Origin of the sequence: Arthrobacter sp. NPDC057009 (assembly GCF_042673905.1) — a bacterium.
Taxonomy (GTDB): Bacteria; Actinomycetota; Actinomycetes; order Actinomycetales; family Micrococcaceae; genus Arthrobacter.
In genome coordinates this window covers 53,811-76,408 of record NZ_JBHUSB010000011.1, presented here as the reverse complement: position 1 = coordinate 76,408, position 22,598 = coordinate 53,811, and the positions used below count along the sequence as shown (strand labels likewise).

Here is a 22,598-nt window from a genome sequence, read left to right as displayed (position 1 = left end):
GGGGGGGGGGGGGGGGGGGGGGCGCGGCCCGGGGGGGGGCCGGGCCCCCCGCCGGCTGGGGCTTAGCAGAAGCCGGCGATGCCTGACCAGGCGGCGTCGGCTGCTTCGGCGTCGTCGCGCTGGACGGTCGCCTCGATGAGTCCGTACGGGCGGTCGGCCGCGTAGAAGACCTCGTTGGGGTTGTCGAGCCCGAACGGCGAGAGGTCCACCAGGAAGTGGTGCTTGTTGGGCATCGAGAACTTGATTTCCTCGATCTCGCTGTGGGCTTCCAGAACCTTCGCGCCCATGTCGAACAGGGTCTGCTGCAGGGCGTGGGAGTACTTCTCGGTGAAGCCTTCCAGCAGGAGGCTCTTGACGTCCTCGTAGCTCTTGTTGAAGTCCAGCGAGCTGAAGTCCGTGCCGGATTTGAAGCGCCAGCGGGCCGAGACGTCGGTTGCCAGGATGCGGTCGGTGGTCTCCTGCAGGGTGGTGTACTTGTCCTTCGGGTACCCGACGAAGCCGGACTGCGTGGACTTCAGGACGGTCAGGTCCTTGAGTCCGGAGATCAGGTGGGTGGCGGCGCCGTCGCGGACCAGGACGGCGGTGCGGACTTCCTGGCCCTTGCGGACGAAGGAGTGGTCGTGTGCGGTGCCGTGCGCCTGGATGCGTTCCCAGGCGTAGGACTCCGCCTCCCAGCGGCCGCCGGTAACCCAGTCAAAGCTGGAGGTGAAGTGCTCGCCGAGGCGGAGCAGGAAGGCCTCGGGGGAGCCGACCCCTTCCCGGGCGAATGCGTAGATGGTGTTCTTCTGGGTGTCAGTGGCCACCACGTGGGCGTTGTCGCCTTCGAGGTGGGCGGCTTCGAAGTCGCCGCGGAGCTGCGAGGTGACGTTCAGGTCCTCGATCTCATGGCGGTCGGTGTCGCGGGTGATCTTGACGACGCGGACTTCGGCCTTGCCGTACTGGTTGTGGCCGAGGACGATCTTGTTGCTCATGGTCTGTTCCCAACTTCCGGTATGTGGAACGAAGGTCCCACATAGAAATTAAGTGCGTGTTTCCCACGCATTTCCTGTGGCGTCGACCCAAACAAAAAATGAGCCGACATCAGTTGATGCCAGCTCATTACGACCCTGCCTGCTGCTCCCAGGTTACGTGACGTGCGCCACGAATTGCCTACAAGCGTAGCGCAGCTTTCCGGTGGTGTACATCACAAATTCAAAAAACCGATTGTGACCGAGTGGCGGAAGGTTCCTCGGGCGGAAGCTCTTGACGCACCGCCCCACGCCTCCATAAGATTTCACATATCAAAAACAAATTTCCGCTTTACGAAAATAATCCAAGCGGGCAAGGCAAGAAACGAGGAGGAACAGATGGACTCGCAGGATCAGAACAACGTCGCGGAATTCCCGGCGCCCGGCCAGGAGCTGTACCTGCCGTTCGGCGCCACGGATCCCGACTTCTACATCCCGGCGGACTGCGACCGGCGCTCCGGCAGCCTGTCCCGGTGGCTCCGGGCGCTCCCGGTCTTTGGCCGGCGCCCGTAACCCGCGACGGCGACACTTTAAGTACTGCAAGACGCGGTAAGTGCTGCAAGACGCGCTGGTCTGGCGACACCCGAATTCAGGTGTCGCCAGGCCATTTGCGCGTCGCCAGGCCATTTCCGTGTCGCCACGATTTATTTGTGTCCCCGGGCGGTCTGCGCGTCAGTGCACCCTCAGGACTCAGGGCGCCCGGGCCACTCCTTGCCGGCCCACGGGTCGTAGTCGGCGATCAGCTCTTCCTGCGGCGGGCGCTCCGGTTCAGGGACATGCTGCAGGTTCACCCGCACCCGGTACCAGAGCGAGCTTGACCCGCGCATTCCGTCGACCAGCACGTCGGCCGGAGAGAGCGCCGGCACCACGTCGGCATGCCGGGACTTCCACTCGTCCAGCGCGGCAAGCGCCTCGGGCTTGGTCCTGGTGCGGGCCACCTCGATGAGCGGCATCACCGACTGCCGGCGGCCGGAACCGTTGCCCCCGCGCTGGGCCTCCCCGCGCGGGGCTTTCTCGGCGGGCCCAAGCTCGGCGGCCAGCGCGAGCAGCCCGTCGAGGGTGCCGGCGGCGTCGTCGATGCCAGCATGCGGGTCACCCGCCTCCGCGTACCGTGCCGGCACGGTGGACACCGTAAACTGCGCCGGCCGGGCCGAACGGACCTCATCCCACGTTAGCGGCGTCGAGACCCGGGCATCCGGCAGCGGCCGCACCGAGTAGGCCGAGGCCACCGTGCGGTCCTTCGCGTTCTGGTTGAAGTCCACGAATACGCTCTCGCCGCGCTCCTCCTTCCACCAGCGCGCGGTAGCGAGGCCGGGAGCGCGGTTCTCGACTTCCCGGGCGAGGGTCTCCGCCGCGAGCCGCACGTCCCGGTACGACCACCGCGGCGCGATGCGGACCAGGATGTGGAGTCCCCGCGATCCGCTCGTCTTCGGCCACCCGACGAGACCCACGTCGTCGAGCACTTCCCGCGCGACATAGGCAACGTCGACGATCTGCGACCAGTCGACCCCCGGCATCGGATCCAGGTCCACCCGCAGTTCGTCCGGATGGTCGAGGTCCTCGGCGCGCACCGGATGCGGGTTGAGGTCGAGGCAGCCCAGGTTCACCACCCACGCCAGGCCCGCAGCATCCCTGATCACGGCTTCCTCCGCGGACGTCCCCGACGCATAGCGCAGCGTCGTCGTGTCGATGAACTCGGGGTGGTTTTCGGGCACGCGCTTCTGGAAGAACGGCTCCGCGTCGATGCCCTTCGGGAAGCGCTTGAGCACCATTGGCCGGCCGCCTGCCCCGCGGAGGGCACCATCGGCGACGGCCAGGTAGTAGCGCACCAAGTCGAGCTTCGTCAGTCCGGGCTCCGGGAACACTACCTTGTCCGGACTCGAGATGCGGACCTCGTGGCCGGCAATGTCCAGGATCTCGGCCGGCGTCTTCGACGGAGTCATGCCGCCACGCTAGCAGTTGGCCAACCACACCGGAACGGCTCGGCGTCAGCCGTTGACGAGCCGCCGCGCGGCCGCCGAATGCTCCGCGATCAGCCCTGCCACGTCCAGCCCCGGAATCTGTCCGTCGATAACCCGCCACTCGCCGCCCACCATTACCCGGTCGGCGCGGTCGGCGGCGCACAGCAGCAGGGCGGCAAGAGGGTCGTGACTGCCGGAGAACCGCAGGTCGTCCAGCCGGAACAGTGCGAGGTCGGCCTGCATCCCGGGTGCCAGTTGGCCAAGGTCCGGACGCCCCAGCACCGCCGCCGATCCGCGCGTAGCCCAGCCGAGCGCCCGCTCCACCGGAACCTGGGCCCCGTAGCGAAGCCGCTGCAGGTACAGTGCCTGCCGCGCCTCGAGAATCATGTTGGACGCATCGTTCGACGCCGATCCGTCCACTCCCAGCCCCACGGGCACTCCCGCTTCCTCCAGTTCGAGCACCCGGGCCGTGCCTGACGCGAGGCGCATGTTCGACGTCGGGCAGTGGGCGACGGCGGTTCCCGCCGCCCCCAGCCGGGCAATTTCAGCATCGCTGAAATGGATGCCGTGGCCCAGCCATGTCCGGTCCGTCAGCCAGCCGACGCTGTCCAGGTAGTCCACGGTGCGCAGCCCGAACGTCTCGAGGCAGAACTGCTCCTCATCCAGGGTTTCAGCGAGGTGGGTGTGCAGCCGGACGTCGTGCCGCTCCGCCAGCGCGGCGCTCTCGGCCATGATCTCCTTGGTGACGGAAAACGGCGAGCAGGGCGCCAGCGCAATCTGGATCACGGCCCCGTCGCCGCGCTCGTGGTACTCGCGGATCAGCCGTTCGCTGTCCGCCAGCACCACCTCCGGTGCCTGGACCGTCGACTGCGGCGGCAGGCCGCCGTCGTCCGTTCCCAAAGTCATGGATCCCCGGGTGAGCGTGGCCCGCATGCCCAGGCGCCGGACGGCGCCGATTTCGACGTCTACCGCGCCCTCCATCCCGGCCGGGAAGAGGTAGTGGTGGTCGGCGGCGGTGGTGCAGCCGGAGAGCAGCAGTTCGGCGAGGGCCACCGTGGCGGCGAGTTCAAGATCCTGCGGGGTGAGCCTGGCCCAGACCGGATAGAGGTTCTGCAGCCACGGGAACAGCGGAGCGTTGGCCACCGGCCCCCAGGCGCGGGTGAGCGTCTGGTAGAAGTGGTGGTGCGTGTTGATCAGGCCGGGCAAGAGGACGTGGTTGCCGGCGTCGAAGGTCCGGTGGCACGGCGCGGAGGGCGTCTGGCCGGCGCCAAGCACCTCCACAATTCTGCCGCCGCTCACCACCAGGCCGCCCGAGGCGTCGAGGCTGTTGGCTGTGAAGGCCGCCAGCGGGTTCCGGATCCAGAGCCGGGAAGTGTCGGCCGGGAGTTTTGCTGAAGGGTTAATCGGCTGGGTCATGAAGGTCCTTGTCTGAGCGTGCTGATACTTTCCAGCTCAGTGGTCCTGTCTGCTGATCCAGGGGACGTGCTGCCCAGAACGTGACGTTGGGGCGGCAGGTCGGCACCAGCGTAGGGCTGGCCAGGGCGGGCGGTCAATGGCGGCGGATTGTGACCGCGGGGTGTGAGCAGCCCGTAACACGCATTTCACATTGCGAAATTAAGTTTCCAGAAAACTATGGCGCGGGCCACAATCCAGTGCTAATCTCGATGTTGCCAAAGGCGGGCACCCGGACTCCGGGAAGCTATCTACCAGGCGCAACTTAACCTTCAAAAGCACATGCTGAAGCCTGGTAACCGTCGCATCTGGTCCTTTCCGTTCCGTCCGCGGGGTACCGGCTTCCACAGCAAAGGGAGTCGCATCATGAGTACCACCGTCACGGCCGAGGCATTCCTGGCCAGGGCCATCCAATTGGCCACCGCCAACGTCCTGAACAGCGGAGGCCCGTTCGGCGCCGTGATCGTCACCGCCGACGGTCAGACGTTCGACGGCGTCAACCGGGTCACGGCCGACAACGATCCCACTGCCCACGCCGAGGTCACGGCCATCCGCCGCGCATGCAGCGGGCTTGGCACGTTCGATCTCCGCGGGGCCACCCTCTACAGCAGCTGCGAGCCATGCCCCATGTGCCTCGCCTCCGCGCTCTGGGCACGCATAGACCGCGTCGTCTTCGCCGCCGACCGGCACGATGCCGCCTCCGTGGGCTTCGACGACGCCGTCTTCTACGAGTACTTCGACAACGAGGACCGGCAGAGCCTGATGCCGGTCTCCAAGCTCGAGCTGGGCCACCCGGACGCCCCGGCCATCCTGGAACCGTTCAACACCTGGAACACGCTCGAATCCAGGATTGACTACTAGGGCCCGGTGGCTGACATGACAATCCTGGACAATTCCGCTGAAAAGCAGGCTGCGCTCGAGGGTGCAGGGCAGACAGCGGCACTCGAAATGCACCAGACAGCCGGCAAGGCGCAGCGGGGCACCAGCCCCAAGCCCCCCGCGTCGAACTCGTTCCTGGACCGCTTCTTCCACATCACGCGGCGGGGTTCCACCGTGGCCCGCGAGGTGCGCGGCGGACTGGTCACCTTCTTCACGATGGCCTACATCGTGATCCTCAATCCGCTGATCCTCGGCGGGTTCAGCGCGGACAACGCTCCGACGGACGTCGCGGGCGGCTGGCTGTCGGCGGCGCAGGTGGGCGCGGTCACCGGGCTGACCGCCGGCGTCATGACCATCGCGTTCGGACTGATCGCGAACCTGCCGTTCGGCCTGGCAGCCGGACTGGGCATCAACTCCTTCCTCGCCGTGGCGGTGATCCAGGAGGTCACCTGGGCCGAGGCCATGGGCCTGGTGGTCATCAACGGCATCCTGATTGTCCTGTTCGGTGTCACCGGCGCGCGGACAGCGATCTTCCGGGCCGTGCCCAAGGAGCTGAAGGCTGCCATCACGGTGGGCATCGGCCTGTTCATCGCCTTCATCGGCTTCGTGGATTCGGGCTTCGTCAAGGCCACCGCCGGCGGACCGCCCGTCCAGCTCGGCGACAACGGCTCCATTACCTCCGTGCCCACCATCGTCTTCATCGTCGGCCTGCTGACCATGGGCATCCTCGTGGCACGGAAGGTGCAGGGCGGCCTGCTCATCGGCATCGTCGCCACCACGGTGCTCGCCGCGGTCGTGGAGGCCGTGCTGCACATCGGCCCCGCCAGCGAAACCAACCCCGGCGGCTGGCACCTGAACACGCCGGTGCTGTCGGGCCACCTGGTCTCCGCGCCGGACCTCAGCCTGGTGGGGCAGTTCGACCTGTTCGGAGCCTTCGGACGGATCGGCGGCCTCGCCGCCACGATGCTGGTGTTCACGCTCGTGTTTACCAACTTCTTCGATGCCATGGGCACCATGACCGGGCTCGCGAAGAGCGCAGGGGTGGCGCACAAAGACGGCACCTTCCCCCGGCTCAAGTCCGCCTTCATCGTTGAAGGCGTCGGTGCGGTGGCGGGCGGCGCAACGTCGGGTTCCTCCAACACCGTGTACATCGACTCCGCGGCCGGCATCGGCGAGGGCGCCCGGACCGGGCTCGCCTCGGTGGTCACCGGCGCGCTGTTCCTGGGCTCGATGTTCCTCACCCCGCTCACCAGCGTGGTGCCGCTCGAGGTGGCAGCCGCAGCCCTGGTGGTGGTGGGCGCCATGATGATGGCGCAGATCCGCGAGATCAAGTTCACCAAGTTCGCGGTGGCCCTGCCGGCCTTCCTGACCATCGTCACCATGCCGCTGAGCTACTCGATCGCCAACGGGATCGGCGTGGGCTTCGTGACCTGGGCGGTGATCGGCGCGGCCTCCGGGAAGGCGAAGAAGATCCACCCGCTGATGTGGGTGGTGACCGTGGGCTTCGTAATCTACTTCGCACGGGGACCGGTCGGGGCGCTGCTCGGGGCCTAAGGACCCGGCCAGGAAAATACGGCACGACGCGGAAAATGCCCCGCGACGCGCAAACGGCCGGCGGACACGGGAATTCCCGCCTCGCCGGACCGTTTGCGCGTCGCCGGCGCGGATCCGCATCGATATCCGCGCCCAATGCTTTCCACTACCAAGTTAAGGAACGAGAATATGGGCACCACACGGGAAGAGGGAGTGCTGCCATGCTGGATCTGATGCCTTCCCTGGCCGGCTGGCACCCGGCCGCCTCCGGTGAACGGTGTGCCGTTGCCACCATCATCACCGCCAGCGGCTCGGTGCCGCGCCCGCCCGGGACGTCCATGCTGGTGTCCGAGTCGGGCGAGATCCTGGGCAGCCTCTCCGGCGGCTGCGTGGAGGGGGCCGTGGTTGCCTCCGCACTGGAGGTGATGGCCGACGGCGGCAGCCGCCTTGAGGCGTTCGGGTACAGTCCTGAGGACGCGTTCGCCGTCGGGCTCACCTGCGGCGGTGAGCTGGAAGTCCACATCCAGACCCTGGATGGCAGTGCCGCCGGACTCGGGGCGCTCCGGACGATGGCCGCCAGTGATCCCGAGCGGCCGCTGGCCCTGATCCGGCGCATCGACGCCCCGGGGGACGGGGCGGATGCCGGAGGGTTCGTTGCCGGCAGCGCATTGGGGGCTGTCGGAAAAGGCGCGGATGCGGGCGCACAGTCCCCTTCCGCTGTCGTGATTCCCGACCCGGGAAGCTACCGGGTGGCCGGATCCGCCGAGCTCGCTGCGCTGCTGGGGCTCGACGCTCCGGACCTGGACGCTGGGGCCAGGCGGGAAGCGCTGCTGGCGGCCGCGGCCCAGCTCGAACCGCTGCTGCACGGCGGCAGGACGGGGCTGGTCCGGCTGGCGCCGCCGCAGCGCTGTGGCGGGGTTACCTCTCCGGAGCCAGTGACCCTGCTGGTGGAAAGCCGGCTGCCGCAGGCCCGGCTGCTGGTGTTCGGCGCCAACGACTTCGGCGCGGCGCTGGTGCCGGCCGCGAAGCTGCTCGGCTACCGCGTCACGCTGTGCGACGCCCGGCCGGCCTTCGCGGCACAGGAGCGCTTCGCCGCCGCGGACGAGGTGGCCAGGGACTGGCCGCACCGGTACCTCGCCGCGGAAGCAGCCGCCGGGCGGATCGATTCCCGCACGGTCATCTGCGTGCTGACCCACGACCCGAAGTTCGACATTCCGCTGCTGCAGGAAGCACTGGGGCTGGATGTCGCCTTCGTCGGCGCCCTGGGCTCCCGCCGCAGCCACCGGCAGCGCATCGACGGGCTGCTCGAGGCGGGCGTTGCCCCGGAGCTGCTGGCACGGCTGCATTCACCCATCGGCCTGGACCTTGGTGCGGTCACACCGGCGGAAGTGGCCGTCTCCATCACCGCCGAGCTGATCGCGGCCCGCACCGGCTCCGTCGCCTGCACTCCCTTGCGGGACGGCACCGGGCCCATCCATTCGCTTCCCGCCGGGAACGGCGGCGCGCCGGCCCCTGGACCGTACCCGGAACCCGGCGCACCGGCAGCCGGCCCAGCCCCGGCATTCACTGAAGAACAGGCATCCCAGGAGATCGCATGGACATGAACACCATCGAGGCGGTGGTCCGCACCACCGACCCCGCCGACTGGCGCGACGGCGACGCCTGGCTGGCGGGCGGCACCGTCCTCTTTTCCTACGGCAGCACCGCCTTCGGCCCCGAACCGCTGCGGCGCCTGCTGGACCTCGGCTCGGCAGGCTGGCAGCCCGTCACCGTCACGGAAGACGACATTGAGCTCGCCGCCACCTGCACCGTAGCCGAACTGTACGCGCTCCCGGAACGGCTGGCCGCCGAAGACGCCGGGGCAGCCGGCTGGCCCGCTCATCAAAGCTGGCCCGGCCTGGACCTGGTCCGGCCCTGCTGCGACTCCTTCGTGGCGTCCTTCAAGGTCTGGAACATGTCCACCGTGGGCGGCAACCTGTGCACGTCCCTGCCTGCCGGTCCGATGATCTCGCTGTGCGCGGGACTGGACGGCACGGCCACGCTCCTCGGCCCGGGCGGCTCCCGGCGGGAGCTGCCGGTGGCCGATTTCATCACGGGGGACGGGCAAAATGCCCTGGCACCCGGCGAGCTGCTCCGCAGCATCAGCCTCCCGGCGTCGGCCCTGTCCTCCCGGGTGGCGTTCCGCCGGCTCTCGCTGAGCAACCTCGGCAGGTCGGGGGTGCTGCTGATCGGAAGGCTCGACGGCGGCGGCCGCTTTACGCTTACCGTCACCGCCGCCACCAAGCGGCCCGTGCAGCTCCGGTTCGAAGAGTTGCCCGGAGCGCAGGAGCTGGCCGGCGGACTCGGGTCCGCCATTCCGGAGGGCCTGTACCACGACGACATCCACGGGCTGCCCGCCTGGCGCCGGGACATGACCCACCGCCTGGCCGGGGAAATCCTGGCGGAACTCGCCTTGCCCGCCGGAGCGCCGGTGACAGTCTCCGGCGACTTCTGGCCGCCGCAAACAACACAGCAGACCAAGAGAGGGGCCTGAGCATGGCCATGGAAATCAACGGTGCGCCGGTGCAGGCGCAGCCGCGGCCCGGCCAGTGCCTCCGCACGTTCCTTCGGGAGCAGGGCAACTTCGGCGTCAAGAAAGGCTGCGACGGCGGTGACTGCGGTGCCTGCACCGTGCATGTGGATGGCGCTCCGGTGCACAGCTGCATTTACCCGGCCGTGCGCGCGGAAGGTCATGCCGTCACCACGATCGAAGGCCTCGCGGCCACCAGTGAGGGGGCCGACCTGCACCCCGTGCAGCAGCAGTTCCTGGACCGCCAGGGCTTCCAGTGCGGGTTCTGTACGGCGGGCATGGTGATGACCGCGGCCACGTTCGATGACGCCCAGAAGGACAACCTGCCGCGCAACCTGAAGGGAAACCTGTGCCGCTGCACCGGGTACCGGGCCATCGCGGATGCCTTCTGCGGGCACGAAGGCCACCCGGCCCCTGAAGGACCGGGCTCGGGAATCGCGGGCGAGGGGCAGCCCGCCCCGGAGCCCGGCCGGCTGGGTGACGACGTCCCTGCCCCGGCCAGCCGCGCGGTGGTCACGGGGCAGGCCCGCTACACGCTGGACGTCCCGGCCGAGGCGCTGCCCGGCCTGCTGCACCTGAAGCTTGTGCGCTCCCCGCATGCCCACGCCCGGGTGCTGTTTATCGACACGGCGGCGGCCATGCAGGTGCCGGGTGTGGTGGCAGTACTCACCGCGGAGGACGCACCCGGGCAGCTGTTTTCCAGCGCCCAGCACGAGCTCTACACCGACGACCCCGACGACACGCGGGTGTTGGACACCGTGGTGAGGTTCCGGGGCCAGCGGGTGGCCGCCGTCGTCGCCGAATCGGTGGCCGCCGCGGAAGCCGGCGTCCGTGCGGTCCGTGTCGAGTACGAGGAACTGCCCGCGGTGTTCACCCCACAGGACGCGATCCTGCCCGGCGCCCCCGCCCTGCACGGGGACAAGGACGCCGGTGAGGCACGGATCGCCCAGCCGGAACGGAACATCGTTGCCGAGCTGCACTCCGAACTCGGCAGTGTCAGCGACGGTTTCGCGGCCGCCGACTTCATCCATGAGCAGACGTACCGGACCCAGCGCGTCCAGCACGTCGCGCTGGAAACCCACGCCGCCATTGCTTCGGTGGATGACGACGGCCGCCTGCAGGTGCGCACCTCCAGCCAGGTGCCGTTCCTGGTGCGCCGCACGCTCTGCCGCGTGTTCGGGCTGCCGGAGGACCAGGTCCACGTGGTGGCAGGCCGGGTGGGCGGCGGGTTCGGCGGAAAGCAGGAGGTGCTGACCGAGGACATCGCGGCGCTCGCCGCCCTGAAGCTGCGCCGCCCGGTGCAGCTCGAGTTCACCCGCACGGAGCAGTTCACCGCCAGCACCACCCGGCATCCGTTCACCATCAAGCTCAAGGCCGGCGCCAGCAAGGACGGCAGGCTCACGGCCCTGCAGCTGGATGTCCTGACCAACACGGGGGCGTACGGGAACCACGCCCCGGGCGTCATGTTCCACGGCTGCGGCGAATCCCTGGCCGTCTACAAGTGCGACAACAAGAAGGTGGACGCGCTCGCCGTCTACACCAACACCGTGCCGTCGGGCGCGTTCCGCGGGTACGGGCTCAGCCAGATGATCTTCGCCATCGAATCGGGGATCGACGAACTGGCGGCGGGCATCGGCATGAACCCGCTGGAGTTCCGCCGCCGCAACATGGTCCGCGAGGGTGACGACATGCTCTCCACGCATTCGGAGCCGGAGGAGGACGTCCACTACGGCAGCTACGGGCTGGACCAGTGCACGCGCCTGGTGCAGGACGCGCTGGAACGCGGCCGCGAACGCTACCGGGCGGCCGGACTCGATGACCTCGGCCCGGACTGGGTCACGGGGGAGGGCACGGCGCTGTCCATGATCGACACCGTGCCGCCGCGGGGCCACTTCGCCCATTCGAAACTCCGCCTCCTGGCCGACGGAACGTACGCCGCCGACGTCGGAACCGCCGAATTCGGCAACGGCACCACCACGGTCCACGCCCAGCTGGCGGCGACCGCCCTGTCCACGGTGGCCGCGCGGGTTGCGGTCCGGCAGTCCGACACGGACCTGATCGAGCACGACACCGGTGCGTTCGGCTCGGCCGGCACCGTGGTGGCCGGCAAGGCCACGCTCGCCGCCGCCGAGGAGCTGGCGGTACGGATCCGCGCTTTTGCCGCCGGCGTCCGGCAGATCCAGTCGTCCGGCTGCGTGCTCGACGGCGACGCCGTCGTCTGCGAGGGAACCCGCGTCCCGCTCACTGAACTGTTTGACGCCGCCCGGCAGGCCGGCGTCGAACTCGAGGCCGAGGGCCGCTGGGGCGGCACGCCCCGTTCGGTGGCCTTCAACGTCCACGGCTTCCGGGTGGCGGTGAACACCGGGACCGGTGAGCTGCGGATCCTGCAGAGCGTGCAGGCCGCCGACGCGGGCGTGGTGGTGAATCCGCGGCAGTGCCGGGGCCAGATCGAGGGCGGGATCGCCCAGGCCCTGGGTGCCGCCCTTTACGAGGAGGTCCGGGTGGACGACGCCGGCCGGGTCACCACGGACATCCTCCGGCAGTACCACATCCCGTCCTTCGCCGACGTGCCGCGCAGCGAGGTGTACTTCGCAGACACCAATGATGCAATGGGGCCGCTCGGTGCCAAGTCCATGAGCGAAAGCCCCTTCAATCCCGTGGCGCCCGCGCTGGCCAACGCCATCCGGAATGCCACCGGTGTGCGGTTCGCCGAGCTGCCGATCGCCCGGGACAAGATCTACCTCGGACTGAAGGAGGCGGGACTGGTTCCTGCTGCCAGCGTTCCGGCTGGCAGTGTTCCTGGCGCCAGCGTTCCCGCAGGCGGTGCTCCCGCCGCCGGTGTTCCCGCAGGTAGGGGCAACGCGGAGTCACTTTGCGCCCCATAAACGCCCGCCGGGGGCCGCGAAGTGACCCCGCGTGGGCTTCGCAACATATAGTCGGGGGATGGAACAGCGCATCTTAGGCAAGACCGGACGGAACGTTTCAGTCGTTGGACTGGGAACCTGGCAACTCGGCGCGGACTGGGGCAACGTTGACCCGGCCCAGGCACAGGCCATCCTCGCCGCCTCCGCGGAGGCCGGCGTGACCTTCTTCGACACCGCAGACGTCTACGGGGACGGGCGCAGCGAGCAGGCCATCGGAGCATTCCTCGCCGACAACCCGGGCACCGGCATCACGGTGGCCACGAAGATGGGCCGCCGGCTCGAGCAGCAGCCCGAAAACTACAACCTGGCCAACTTCCGCGAGTGGGTGGACCGGTCCCGGCGCAACATGCGGACCGAATCGCTGGACCTGGTCCAGCTGCACTGCCCGCCCACCGCCGTGTACAGCCGCAACGAGGTGTATGACGCCCTGGACACCCTGGTGGCCGAGGGCGCCATCCAGAACTACGGCGTCAGCGTGGAACGGACCGACGAAGCCCTCGAGGCACTGCTCCACAGCGGCACCGCGTCGGTGCAGATCATCCTGAACGCCTTCCGGCTCAAGCCGCTGGAGGAAGTGCTCCCCGCCGCGAAGTCCGCCGGTGTGGGCATCATCGCCCGGGTTCCGCTCGCCTCCGGGCTGCTGTCCGGGAAGTACACGAAGGAGACAGTCTTCGCCGCGGATGACCACCGCAACTACAACCGCGCCGGTGACGCCTTCGACGTCGGCGAAACCTTCTCCGGCGTTGATTTCGAGCTGGGGCTCAAAGCGGTGGCCGAGTTTGAGCAGTTGGTGCCGGAGGGATCCGGAACCGCGCAGGCAGCCATCGCGTGGGTGGCGGCCCAGGACGGCGTCACGTCGGTCATTCCGGGAGCCCGTTCCGTGGAGCAGGCCAGGGCCAACGCCGCCGCGGCAGCCACGGTGTTGCCCCCGGAGTTCGACGAGGGCGTGCGCTGGATCTACGACCACTACTTCCGCGAGGCAATCCACTCCCGCTGGTGATGGCTTCCGTCGAGGAGTTCATTTCCCGGCTCGCCGCCGTGGAAACCACTCCGGCGCGCAACAACTTCTTCGACCACTCGGTTCCCGCCAACGCCCTGCGCCGGCACAACCTCGCGGCCTACCTCGGGGACATGCTGGAGCGGGCGCCGAGGGTGCTGCTGGTGGGGGAGGCGCCGGGCTTCCGCGGCATGCGGATCACCGGTGTCCCCTTTACCAACCGCACCATGTTCCAGGGGCCGGCCAACCAATTCGGGCTCTTCGGTTCCGGGACGGGATACGTGCTGCCGCCGGAGGCCGCCGGCGTCGCCGCGGAGCCAACGGCCACCGTGATGTGGGAGGTCCTGGCAGAGCTCGACTTCCTCCCTTTGCTGTGGAGTGCCTGCCCTTGGCACACGCATGTGCCGGGAAAGCCGCTGTCCAACCGCACTCCCACACCTGCAGACGCCGCGCTGGGCACCCCCTTCTGGCAGGGCCTGACCGGGATCTTTTCCATCGAGACCGTGGTGGCCGTGGGAAATGTCGCGCACAGCAGTCTGCGCCGCAGCGGCCTGGACGTGCCGAAAATCAGGCATCCGGCCCATGGCGGGAGGGCCCGTTTCAAGCAGGGACTGCAGGACCTTCTCGCGGCGGGGATGTAACAGGGTCAGCCGAGCAGGTGCAGCTGGTCCGGGGTATCGAGGTCTTCGCCGCCGGACTGGCCTGAACCAGGCGGCAGGGTGCAGTCCACCAGGTCGACCAGCCCAGGGTGGGCCTGCAGGAAATGCCGGGCCCCGGCGTCGCCACCCACCGACGCCGCAGCCTCCGCCCGCAGCGTTGCATCGAGCAGCAGCGGGTGGCCGCGCCGGAGTTTCCCGGACGCATCCCGGTAGGCTGCCGCCGTGACCCGGCCCGGCCGGTGCGCCCGCAGCAGCCGGGCGACAGTTGCCGCGGTCAGCCCCGGCTGGTCCACGAGCGCCACCAGCACGTGGTCTTCCGGGCGCGCGGTCTCCAGTCCCAGCCGGAACGAACTGCCCATTCCGCCGGCCCACGCCGGGTTCTCCACCACAACGTGACGGGCCAGGTCGGTCCGGGCACGGACGTCCCCGGCGCCCGCGCCGAGCACCACCACAACTTCGCGGCAGCCGCCGTCGAGCAGCACGTCCGCCAGGACCTCCACGAGGGTGCGGCCGCGGAACGGGAGCAGTGCCTTGGGCCCCCGGCCCAGCCGGGTGCCGGCGCCTGCCGCCAGCAGGATGCCGGTGGTGCGGGGCGGGGGAGAGGCTGTCATGGGATCACCCTAGGCCATGCCCTTGTGGGGCATCCCGACCGTGGTCCGTTTTCGGTGCGGCGAAATGCTACCCGGTAGTAGGGGTGGCTTGTCCAGTGAATGACGGCTAACGTCGGATATGTCGTGTTGGCAATTGGGGGTCATAATGCCGGCTGCAAGGGTGCAGCGGGCGGAAGGAGCGTATATGGCAGGCAAGTTCGTAATCGAGACAGCAGGCGCAGGACAGTACCGGTTCAGGCTGACAGCCGACGACGGAACCGTAGTTGCAGTTTCGCCCAGCTTTTCCAACATCAAGGCAGTCACAGCAGGGATCACGGCGGTCCGGGAGAGCGCGGCCACCGGCTTCATCGTTGACCGGCGCGCGTCCCTGTCGTAACCCAAAACAACGCCCGACGGCGGCCCCCACCTTCCGGTGCGGGCCGCCGTCGTTTTTTGTGCTGTCGGTTCAGCGCACGGGAGGTCAGGCGTCGCCGCCGGCTCCGCCGGTGGTTCCCGCGGTGACGTCCAGGAGCTTGTAGCGGTCCATGGCGTACGACGGCGCGCCCTCCTGAACCACACCCCTCGCCGCCAGCAGCTGGAGGGTTTTGACGACGATGGAGTGGGTGTCGTTTTTGAAGTAGCGGCGGGCGGCTGCGCGGGTGTCGGAGAAGCCGAAGCCGTCGGCGCCGAGGGTGGCGAATTCGTTGGGGATGAACTGGCGGATCTGGTCCGGGACGGCCTTCATGTAGTCGGAGACGGCGACGACGGGGCCTTGGGCTCCGGCGAGCTGGCGGGTGACGAAGGGGTCGCGGGTGTCCTTGCCGGGGTTGAGGAAGGCTTCTTCTTCGGCGGCGAGGCCGTCGCGGCGCAGTTCGTTCCAGGAGGTGACGGACCAGACGTCGGCGGAGACGCCCCAGTCTTCGGCGAGGATCCGCTGGGCTTCGAGGGCCCAGGGGACGGAGACGCCGGAGGCGAGGATCTGGCTCTTGGGTCCTTCGGCGGGGGAGTCCGCGAGCTTGTAGATGCCCTTGAGGACGCCTTCGACGTCGAGGTTCTCCGGTTCGGCGGGCTGGACGATGGGCTCGTTGTAGACCGTGAGGTAATACATCAGGTTACGGTCTGTGGAGCCCTGCCCGTACATGCGTTCGAGGCCGTCGCGGACGATGTGGCCCATTTCGTAGCCGTAGGCGGGGTCGTAGGTGACCACGGCGGGGTTGGTGGAGGCGAGCAGGGGGGAGTGTCCGTCGGCGTGCTGGAGTCCTTCGCCGGTGAGGGTGGTCCGTCCTGCGGTGGCGCCGATGATGAAGCCGCGGGTCATCTGGTCGGCGGCGGCCCAGAAGGCGTCGCCGGTGCGCTGGAAGCCGAACATGGAGTAGAACACGTAGACCGGGACCAGGGGCACGCCGTGGGTGGCGTAGGCGGTGCCGGCTGCGGTGAAGGCTGCCACGGCGCCGGCTTCGTTGATGCCGGGGTGGATCAGCTGGCCCTGGGCGGATTCCTTGTAGGCCAGGACCAGGTCCCGGTCCACGGACAGGTAGTTCTGGCCGCCCGGGTTATAGATCTTCGCCGTGGGGAAGAAGGCGTCCATGCCGAAGGTCCGCGATTCGTCCGGCACGATGGGGACAATCCGGTGTCCGAACTTCTTGTCGCGGAGCAGGTCCTTGAGCAGGCGGACGAACGCCATGGTGGTGGCGGCCTGCTGCTTGCCCGAACCGCGCTTGGCGACCTCGAACGTTTTTGGGTCCGGCTGCTCCACGGCCTCGGGTCCGGGACGGCGCTCGGGGACGGAGCCTCCCAGGGCCTTCCGCCGCTCCAGGAGATAGGCAATCTCGGGGGCGTCCGCGCCGGGGTGGTAGTACGGAGGACGGTAGGGATCCTCTTCGAGCTGGGCGTCGGAAATCGGAATCCGGAGGTAATCCCTGAATTCTTTCAGGTCGTCGAGGGTGAGTTTTTTCATCTGGTGGGTGGCGTTGCGGCCTTCGAAGTGCGGGCCGAGGCCGTAGCCCTTGACCGTTTTGGCCAGGATGACGGTGGGTTTGCCCTTGAATTCGGTGGCTGCCTTGTACGCGGCGTAGACCTTGCGGTAGTCGTGGCCGCCGCGCTTGAGGTTCCAGATCTCGTCGTCGGTCAGGTCCGCGACCAGGTCCTTGGTCTGCGGGGTTTTGCCGAAGAAGTGTTCGCGGACGAACCCGCCGGATTCGGCCTTGTAGGTCTGGTAGTCCCCGTCGGGGGTTTCGTTCATGATCTTCACCAGCGACCCGTCGGTGTCGCGGGTGAGCAGGTCATCCCATTCCCGGCCCCAGACGACCTTGATCACGTTCCAGCCGGCGCCGCGGAAGAACGCCTCGAGTTCCTGCATGATCTTGCCGTTGCCGCGCACCGGCCCGTCCAGGCGCTGGAGGTTGCAGTTGATCACGAAGTTCAGGTTGTCCAGGTTCTCGTTCGCGGCGAGCTGGAGCAGGCCGCGGGATTCGGGCTCGTCCATTTCGCCGTCGCCCAGGAACGCCCAGACCTGCTGGTCGGAGGTGTCTTTCAGGCCCCGGTTGTGCAGGTAGCGGTTGTTCTGGGCCTGGTAGATCGCGTTCATCGGGCCGATGCCCATCGACACGGTCGGGAATTCCCAGAAGTTCGGCATCAGCCGCGGGTGCGGGTAGGAGGAAAGGGCGTGGCCTTCCTTGGACTTTTCCTGCCGGAACCCGTCCAGGTCCTCCTCGGAGAGGCGGCCTTCCATGAACGCCCGGGCGTACATGCCCGGGGACGCGTGGCCCTGGAAGAAGACCTGGTCCCCGCCGCCGGGGGCGTCCTTGCCGCGGAAGAAGTGGTTGAAGCCGACCTCGTACAGGGTCGCGGCCCCCGCGTAGGTGGAGATGTGCCCGCCGACCCCGATCTCGGGCCGCTGTGCCCGGTGCACCATGACCGCGGCGTTCCAGCGCATGTACGCCCGGTACCGGCGCTCGTACTCCTCGTTGCCCGGGAACTGCGCTTCCTGGTCCACCGGGATCGTGTTCACGTAATCGGTGGTGGTCACCATCGGAACCCCGACGCTTTGCGCGCCGGCACGCTGCAGGAGACTGCGCATGATGTATTGGGCACGCTCCGTGCCCTGTTCCCTGATCAGCGCATCCAGGGACTCAACCCACTCGGCGGTCTCTTCCGGATCACGATCAGGCAGCTGGTTAGTCAACCCGCTGAGGATATGGGAGGTATCTTCTCCTGCAGCCACGGCAGCCTCGTTTCATCTTTGAATGTTGGGCTTATGTTTTCGTATTGTGAGAAAACATTCTTGCCATTCGAGATTATCTGGCAGGCCGGATCACGGTCAAACGTGACCGGAAGGGATCTCCGAAATCGGCCCGGGCACGATCACTCCTGCGGATTGTGACTGCGGGCCCAGGGCTGGGGCATCTTGACCCGAGGGTGATGCAGGTCATACCCTTATTTCACCATTCAACAAGTTTATTTCGTGATGTGGAATAACAGCACCAATCGCCTGATCCCCAACTCAGCAGGCCGCAGGCTCACCACCGCGAATAACAAAGAAACTGGAGAACCAGATGCAAACGACTCCCCCAGTCAGCGTCGAACCGGCTCCCGCCCCGACAGCGCCGTCGGGCCAGCACGTTCACCAGGCCGAGGCCACCGACGCCCTTTGCCATGCAGCCAGCACAGCCACAGGCCGCGACATCAGCCCTACCCTCTACAACGCCGACCTCGCACCGACCAAGCGGCAAGGGCGCCGCTGGACGGGCTACAGCATCTTCACCCTGTGGGCGAACGATGTGCACAGCCTCGGGAACTACGCGTTCGCCGTCGGGCTCTTTTCCCTGGGCCTGGGAGGCTGGCAAATCCTGACCGCCCTGGCCATCGGCGCCGTCCTGCTGTTCATCCTGCTCAACTTCTCCGGCTTCATGGGGCAAAAAACAGGCGTTCCATTTCCCGTCATGAGCCGCATCAGCTTCGGCATCCGCGGCGCCCAGTTTGCAAGCCTTATCCGCGGTGCGGTGGCGGTGGCCTGGTTCGGCATACAGACGTTCCTGGCCTCGGTGGTGCTCCGGGTCATGCTGGTGGCCATGGTTCCCTCCCTCCGCGAACTCGACACCAACTCCATCCTCGGACTGTCCACGCTCGGCTGGATCTCCTTCGTGGTGCTGTGGATCGTGCAGCTGGTGATCGTCAGCTTCGGCATGGAGATGATCCGCAAGTACGAGGCGTTCGCCGGGCCCATCATCCTGCTGACCATGGTTCTGCTGGCGATCTGGGTCTTCATCGAGGCACGCGGCAGCATCCAGTGGACGGGCATCCGCGGGCTTGAGGGCGGTGACATGTGGCGCACCATCTTCGCCGGCGGCGCCCTCTGGGTGGCCATCTACGGAACGTTCGTCCTGAACTTCTGCGATTTCACCCGCTCCGCCGTTTCCAAGAAGTCGATCGTCCGCGGCAACTTCTGGGGCATCCCCATCAACATGCTCCTCTTCGGCGCCATCGTGGTGATTCTGGCCGGCGGGCAGTACAAGATCAACGGCACCGTCATCGAAACGCCGTCGGACATTGTCGAAGGCATCCCCAACACGCTGTTCCTGGTCCTGGCCTGCCTCGCGATCCTCATCCTCACCATAGCAGTGAACCTCATGGCCAACTTCGTCGCCCCGGTCTATGCCCTCACCAACCTTTTCCCCAAGCGGCTCAACTTCCGCAGCGCGGCCTGGGTGAGCGGCACCATCGGCCTGGTCATCCTGCCGTGGAACCTGTACAACAACCCGCTGGTGATCGTGTACTTCCTGGGCGGCCTCGGCGCACTGCTCGGCCCGCTGTTCGGCGTCGTCATGGCCGACTACTGGCTGCTCCGCCGCGGAAAGGTCAACGTCCCCGAGCTCTACACCGAGAACGCGGACGGAGCCTACTTCTACAAGAAGGGTGTCAACCCGCGGGCCGTCATCGCACTGGTACCGGCGTCTGTCCTGGCCATCCTCGTCGCGTTCGTCCCCGCCTTTGAGCCTGCGGCGCCGTTCGCCTGGTTCTTCGGTGCCGGCGTCGGAGCACTGAGCTACTACGTGATTGCCGACCGCAAACAGCGGTTCCAGGACGTCGACGGCGAGGCCATCGCCGTCGCCAGCACCCACTAACTCCCACCCCACCCCAACTGACTCGCACTAGTTGTCGTTTTGAACGCCCGGAACGGCAACAACTGCGAGTCAGTTGGGCAATCCCCTTCGAGGAGGACACCCAAATGCGCATACTCGTCGCGAACGTCAACACCACCCAGTCCATGACCGACTCCATCGCCGCCCAGGCCCGCAGCATCGCGGCGCCCGGAACCGAGATCGTCGGGATCACGCCCCGCTTCGGCGCCGACTCCTGCGAAGGCAACTTTGAGAGCTACCTGGCCGCGATCGCCGTGATGGACCGGGTGGTCAACTACCCCGAACCGTTCGACGCCGTCATCCAGGCAGGCTACGGCGAGCACGGCCGGGAGGGGCTGCAGGAGCTGCTGGACGTGCCCGTCGTCGACATCACCGAAGCGGCGGCCAGCACGGCCATGTTCCTGGGGCACAAATATTCAGTGGTCACCACCCTGGACCGTGCCGTGCCGCTGATCGAGGACCGGCTCAAGCTGGCAGGGCTCGACGCCCGCTGTGCTTCCGTGCGGGCCAGTGGCATGGCGGTGCTGGAGCTGGAGGAAGAGCCGGAGCGGGCAGTCGAGGCGATCATCAGCCAGGCCCTGCTGGCCGTCCGGGAGGACAAGGCCGAGGTGATCGTCCTGGGCTGCGGCGGCATGGCCGGACTGGATGAACAGATCCGGCAGCGCGCCGGAGTGCCCGTGGTGGACGGCGTCGCGGCTGCCGTCACCATCGCCGAGTCCCTGGTCCGGATGCAGCTTTCCACGTCCAAGGTGCGGACGTACGCCGCCCCGCGGCCCAAGACCGTCATAGGCTGGCCGCTGGCGGCAAACAGCGTCACAGCCACCGCGTAGGGTTCCGGCAGCCGCCGCAGGTTTCAACAGCACAGGAGTAGCAGCATGACCGTTCCATCCACTCCGGCGCGGGTCGCCGTCGTCACCGGTGCCGGTTCCGGCATCGGGCGCGCGGTTGCCCGGCAAATGCTGGCGGACGGTTACCGGGTGGCCCTGGCGGGCCGGCGCGAGCCGCAGCTGCTGGAGACGGCGGACGGGCACCCGGAGGCGCTGGCGGTGCCGTGCGACGTCACAGTGCCCGACGACGTCGAGCGCCTTTTCGCTGCAGTCCTCCGGCGCTGGGGCCGGGTGGACGTCCTGTTCAACAACGCCGGCGTCTTTGGCCCGGCGGCATCGGTGGACGAGATCAGCCTTGCCGATTGGGAAGCCACCGTGGCCGTGAACCTGACCGGTTCGGTGCTGTGCGCCGGGGCCGCTGTCCGGGCGATGAAGGCGCAGTCGCCGCAGGGCGGCCGGATCATCAACAACGGGTCCATCTCCGCGCACTCACCCCGGCCGCGGACCGTTGCCTATGCCGTCACCAAGCACGCCATGACTGGCCTGACCAAGAGCATCGAGCTGGACGGCCGCGAGTTTGGCATCACCTGCGGGCAGATCGACATCGGCAACACCGCCACGGAAATCATGGACACCATCGGCGTTGGCTCCGGCGCGCTCCAGGCCGACGGCAGCCGCAAGGTGGAGCCGATGTTCCCGGTGGAGGACGCGGCCCGGGCGGTGCTGATGATGGCGGGGATGCCGCCGTCGGCCAGCGTGGGCTCGGTGGTCATCACAGCCGCCGGAATGCCCTTCGTCGGCCGCGGCTGAACTCACCTGCCGTTCCTTCCTTCCTTCCTTCCTTCCGAGTTTTTGTCCAGATATCGCAACTTAAGGGCCCCTCAGCGGCGAATATCTGTACAAAAACTTCCCTTCGGGAAGGTCAGCCTGTGGATAACGTCCCGCAGGCCTCCTCGGGGTGCCTCAATGGAACATGACCAGATTGTCACCGCTCCCAGAGGACATCAGTGGCCGGCCGTTCGCCGTCACCGAAGCGGCCGCCGCTGATATCCCCGCCGGCAGGCTCTTCGCCCGAGACATGCACCGTCCCAGCCGGGGCATCCGTGTACCCAAGTCCTGCAGCCCGGACCTGCCGGCGCTTGTCCGGTCGCACACTGCACTCGATTCGGACAGCTTCGCTGCGCTGCTTACGGCTGCGGAAGTGCACGGCGTTCCGTTGCCACCGTGGGCGGAGTTCCGGCCCGACGACGGCGGGCCGGTGACCGCCGTCGTCGAACCGGTGCCGTGGGGCAAGAAGAGCGGGCCCCATTTCCGGGAGCCGGGGCGGTTCCTGCACCTTTCCCGGGACAGCGGTGGGCCGCTCCCGCGGCGGCGCGGGATCGCCGGGCACCGGCTCAAGATCCGCGATGGTGATCTTGTTGAGATTGACGGACTCCGGCTGACTTCGGTCGCCCGGACCTGGGTGGACCTCGGTTCCGTCCTGCCCCTCGACGATCTTGTGGTGGCCGGCGATGCGATCGTCAGTGAGCATGCGAGACTCTTCGGTTTGCCGAGGATTGCCATGGTGCCGCTTGCCGAACTGCGCGCGTTTGTGGACAGGGCCAATGGCATCCATGGCGTGCGGAAGGCGCGGCTTGCGCTTGACCTGCTGCGCGTCGGCGTCGACTCTCCGCCCGAAAGCAAGCTCCGCCTGCTGCTGGACGACGCCGGTCTTCCGGCGTTCACACCGAACTGCCGTGTGGATGACGTCCTGAACAGGCCGGTCTGGACGGACTTGGGCTGCCCCGGTACCGGACGTGCCTCGAGTACGACGGCGTCCATCACCTGACGCCCGAACAGCAGGCACTGGATGCCTACCGGGACCAGCGCGTGACCGACGCGGGCTGGCGGCAGGTAAAAATCAACAGCGTCGACATGAACCGCGGCCCCGACTGGGTGGTCTCGAGGGTGCGGCAAGCGCTGCGGAAACAGGGCTGGCAGCTGTAGGAGTTTTTGTACAGATATTGGCCGCTGGAGGCCCCTGAAGTCCCAATAACCGTACAAAAACTCAAATGTGACC

18 protein-coding genes are annotated in these 22,598 nt (G+C 67.7%); 13 read left to right on the top strand and 5 right to left on the bottom strand.

The features are described from left to right. Positions 1 to 62: 62 nt before the first annotated feature. On the bottom strand, positions 63 to 971 hold the full coding sequence (gene pucL, locus ACFTR6_RS13110) for a factor-independent urate hydroxylase (protein WP_377958238.1): 909 nt from the start codon (positions 969 to 971) through the stop codon (positions 63 to 65). Between the two features lie 375 nt (positions 972 to 1,346). Between pucL and ACFTR6_RS13105 the strand changes: the two genes are divergently transcribed. Next, a complete protein-coding gene (locus ACFTR6_RS13105; protein WP_172411654.1) occupies positions 1,347 to 1,520 on the top strand; it encodes a hypothetical protein in 174 nt (57 codons plus the stop codon). A 170-nt stretch (positions 1,521 to 1,690) separates the two neighbouring features. Here the strand turns inward: ACFTR6_RS13105 and ligD are convergent, their stop codons facing one another. Continuing rightward, entirely contained in the window at positions 1,691 to 2,950 is a 1,260-nt protein-coding gene (gene ligD, locus ACFTR6_RS13100) for a non-homologous end-joining DNA ligase (RefSeq protein ID WP_377958237.1), read from the bottom strand. Positions 2,951 to 2,995: 45 nt separating this feature from the next. After that, positions 2,996 to 4,384: an 8-oxoguanine deaminase gene (locus ACFTR6_RS13095; RefSeq protein WP_377958236.1), complete on the bottom strand. Its 1,389-nt coding sequence runs from the start codon at positions 4,382 to 4,384 to the stop codon at positions 2,996 to 2,998. Between the two features lie 402 nt (positions 4,385 to 4,786). On the opposite strand from ACFTR6_RS13095, the gene ACFTR6_RS13090 reads away from it, so the two are divergent. The 7 genes from ACFTR6_RS13090 (at position 4,787) to ACFTR6_RS13060 (ending at position 13,963) form a co-directional block, all read left to right on the top strand. Continuing rightward, complete coding sequence (locus tag ACFTR6_RS13090) at positions 4,787 to 5,281, top strand: nucleoside deaminase (protein WP_377958235.1); 495 nt, start codon at positions 4,787 to 4,789, stop codon at positions 5,279 to 5,281. A 6-nt stretch (positions 5,282 to 5,287) separates the two neighbouring features. Continuing rightward, positions 5,288 to 6,853, top strand: coding sequence for an NCS2 family permease (locus tag ACFTR6_RS13085; RefSeq protein WP_377958234.1), 1,566 nt, complete (start codon positions 5,288 to 5,290; stop codon positions 6,851 to 6,853). 200 nt (positions 6,854 to 7,053) lie between these two features. Beyond that, complete coding sequence (locus tag ACFTR6_RS13080) at positions 7,054 to 8,436, top strand: XdhC family protein (RefSeq protein ID WP_377958233.1); 1,383 nt, start codon at positions 7,054 to 7,056, stop codon at positions 8,434 to 8,436. Then, positions 8,427 to 9,365 (top strand): FAD binding domain-containing protein, encoded by a 939-nt coding sequence (locus ACFTR6_RS13075; protein ID WP_377958232.1) that lies wholly within the window; start codon positions 8,427 to 8,429, stop codon positions 9,363 to 9,365. The genes ACFTR6_RS13080 and ACFTR6_RS13075 overlap by 10 nt, the downstream gene beginning before the upstream one ends. A 2-nt stretch (positions 9,366 to 9,367) precedes the next feature. Next, positions 9,368 to 12,286: a molybdopterin-dependent oxidoreductase gene (locus ACFTR6_RS13070; protein ID WP_377958231.1), complete on the top strand. Its 2,919-nt coding sequence runs from the start codon at positions 9,368 to 9,370 to the stop codon at positions 12,284 to 12,286. Between the two features lie 58 nt (positions 12,287 to 12,344). Beyond that, positions 12,345 to 13,325 (top strand): aldo/keto reductase, encoded by a 981-nt coding sequence (locus ACFTR6_RS13065; RefSeq protein WP_377958230.1) that lies wholly within the window; start codon positions 12,345 to 12,347, stop codon positions 13,323 to 13,325. After that, entirely contained in the window at positions 13,325 to 13,963 is a 639-nt protein-coding gene (locus ACFTR6_RS13060) for a uracil-DNA glycosylase (protein WP_377958297.1), read from the top strand. Before ACFTR6_RS13065 ends, ACFTR6_RS13060 begins: the two co-directional genes overlap by 1 nt. Before the next feature lie 5 nt (positions 13,964 to 13,968). On the opposite strand, the gene nboR is transcribed toward ACFTR6_RS13060, so the two are convergent. Then, positions 13,969 to 14,592 carry a nicotine blue oxidoreductase gene (gene nboR, locus ACFTR6_RS13055; protein WP_377958229.1) on the bottom strand — a complete coding sequence of 208 codons (624 nt, stop codon included), beginning with the start codon at positions 14,590 to 14,592 and terminating at the stop codon, positions 13,969 to 13,971. A gap of 184 nt (positions 14,593 to 14,776) precedes the next feature. Between nboR and ACFTR6_RS13050 the strand changes: the two genes are divergently transcribed. Further along, positions 14,777 to 14,968, top strand: a complete 192-nt coding sequence (locus tag ACFTR6_RS13050; RefSeq protein WP_087872015.1) for a DUF1508 domain-containing protein — start codon at positions 14,777 to 14,779, stop codon at positions 14,966 to 14,968. 84 nt (positions 14,969 to 15,052) lie between these two features. Here the strand turns inward: ACFTR6_RS13050 and aceE are convergent, their stop codons facing one another. Further along, positions 15,053 to 17,794: a pyruvate dehydrogenase (acetyl-transferring), homodimeric type gene (aceE, locus tag ACFTR6_RS13045; protein ID WP_377958228.1), complete on the bottom strand. Its 2,742-nt coding sequence runs from the start codon at positions 17,792 to 17,794 to the stop codon at positions 15,053 to 15,055. 331 nt (positions 17,795 to 18,125) lie between these two features. On the opposite strand from aceE, the gene ACFTR6_RS13040 reads away from it, so the two are divergent. The 4 genes from ACFTR6_RS13040 to ACFTR6_RS13025 all read left to right on the top strand — a co-directional run bounded on the left by ACFTR6_RS13040 (position 18,126) and on the right by ACFTR6_RS13025 (position 22,367). Beyond that, positions 18,126 to 19,694: an NCS1 family nucleobase:cation symporter-1 gene (locus tag ACFTR6_RS13040; protein ID WP_377958227.1), complete on the top strand. Its 1,569-nt coding sequence runs from the start codon at positions 18,126 to 18,128 to the stop codon at positions 19,692 to 19,694. A 104-nt stretch (positions 19,695 to 19,798) separates the two neighbouring features. Continuing rightward, the gene (locus tag ACFTR6_RS13035) at positions 19,799 to 20,542 is read left to right on the top strand and encodes an aspartate/glutamate racemase family protein (protein WP_076800389.1); all 744 of its coding nucleotides are present in this window, start codon (positions 19,799 to 19,801) and stop codon (positions 20,540 to 20,542) included. Between the two features lie 45 nt (positions 20,543 to 20,587). After that, a complete protein-coding gene (locus ACFTR6_RS13030; protein ID WP_377958226.1) occupies positions 20,588 to 21,349 on the top strand; it encodes an SDR family oxidoreductase in 762 nt (253 codons plus the stop codon). Positions 21,350 to 21,521: 172 nt separating this feature from the next. Then, on the top strand, positions 21,522 to 22,367 hold the full coding sequence (locus tag ACFTR6_RS13025; RefSeq protein ID WP_377958225.1) for a hypothetical protein: 846 nt from the start codon (positions 21,522 to 21,524) through the stop codon (positions 22,365 to 22,367). Positions 22,368 to 22,598 lie beyond the last annotated feature (231 nt).

Bases quoted from the DNA above. Each gene is read 5' to 3' on its own strand.
- ACFTR6_RS13040 (WP_377958227.1), top strand. From the start codon at position 18,126: ATGCAAACGACTCCCCCAGTCAGCGTCGAACCGGCTCCCGCCCCGACA.
- ACFTR6_RS13035 (WP_076800389.1), top strand. From the start codon at position 19,799: ATGCGCATACTCGTCGCGAACGTCAACACCACCCAGTCCATGACCGAC.
- ACFTR6_RS13065 (WP_377958230.1), top strand. From the start codon at position 12,345: ATGGAACAGCGCATCTTAGGCAAGACCGGACGGAACGTTTCAGTCGTT.
- ACFTR6_RS13030 (WP_377958226.1), top strand. From the start codon at position 20,588: ATGACCGTTCCATCCACTCCGGCGCGGGTCGCCGTCGTCACCGGTGCC.
- ACFTR6_RS13050 (WP_087872015.1), top strand. From the start codon at position 14,777: ATGGCAGGCAAGTTCGTAATCGAGACAGCAGGCGCAGGACAGTACCGG.
- ACFTR6_RS13060 (WP_377958297.1), top strand. From the start codon at position 13,325: ATGGCTTCCGTCGAGGAGTTCATTTCCCGGCTCGCCGCCGTGGAAACC.
- ACFTR6_RS13105 (WP_172411654.1), top strand. From the start codon at position 1,347: ATGGACTCGCAGGATCAGAACAACGTCGCGGAATTCCCGGCGCCCGGC.
- ACFTR6_RS13090 (WP_377958235.1), top strand. From the start codon at position 4,787: ATGAGTACCACCGTCACGGCCGAGGCATTCCTGGCCAGGGCCATCCAA.
- ACFTR6_RS13075 (WP_377958232.1), top strand. From the start codon at position 8,427: ATGGACATGAACACCATCGAGGCGGTGGTCCGCACCACCGACCCCGCC.
- pucL (WP_377958238.1), bottom strand. From the start codon at position 971: ATGAGCAACAAGATCGTCCTCGGCCACAACCAGTACGGCAAGGCCGAA.
- ACFTR6_RS13080 (WP_377958233.1), top strand. From the start codon at position 7,054: ATGCTGGATCTGATGCCTTCCCTGGCCGGCTGGCACCCGGCCGCCTCC.
- ACFTR6_RS13095 (WP_377958236.1), bottom strand. From the start codon at position 4,384: ATGACCCAGCCGATTAACCCTTCAGCAAAACTCCCGGCCGACACTTCC.
- ACFTR6_RS13070 (WP_377958231.1), top strand. From the start codon at position 9,368: ATGGCCATGGAAATCAACGGTGCGCCGGTGCAGGCGCAGCCGCGGCCC.
- nboR (WP_377958229.1), bottom strand. From the start codon at position 14,592: ATGACAGCCTCTCCCCCGCCCCGCACCACCGGCATCCTGCTGGCGGCA.
- ligD (WP_377958237.1), bottom strand. From the start codon at position 2,950: ATGACTCCGTCGAAGACGCCGGCCGAGATCCTGGACATTGCCGGCCAC.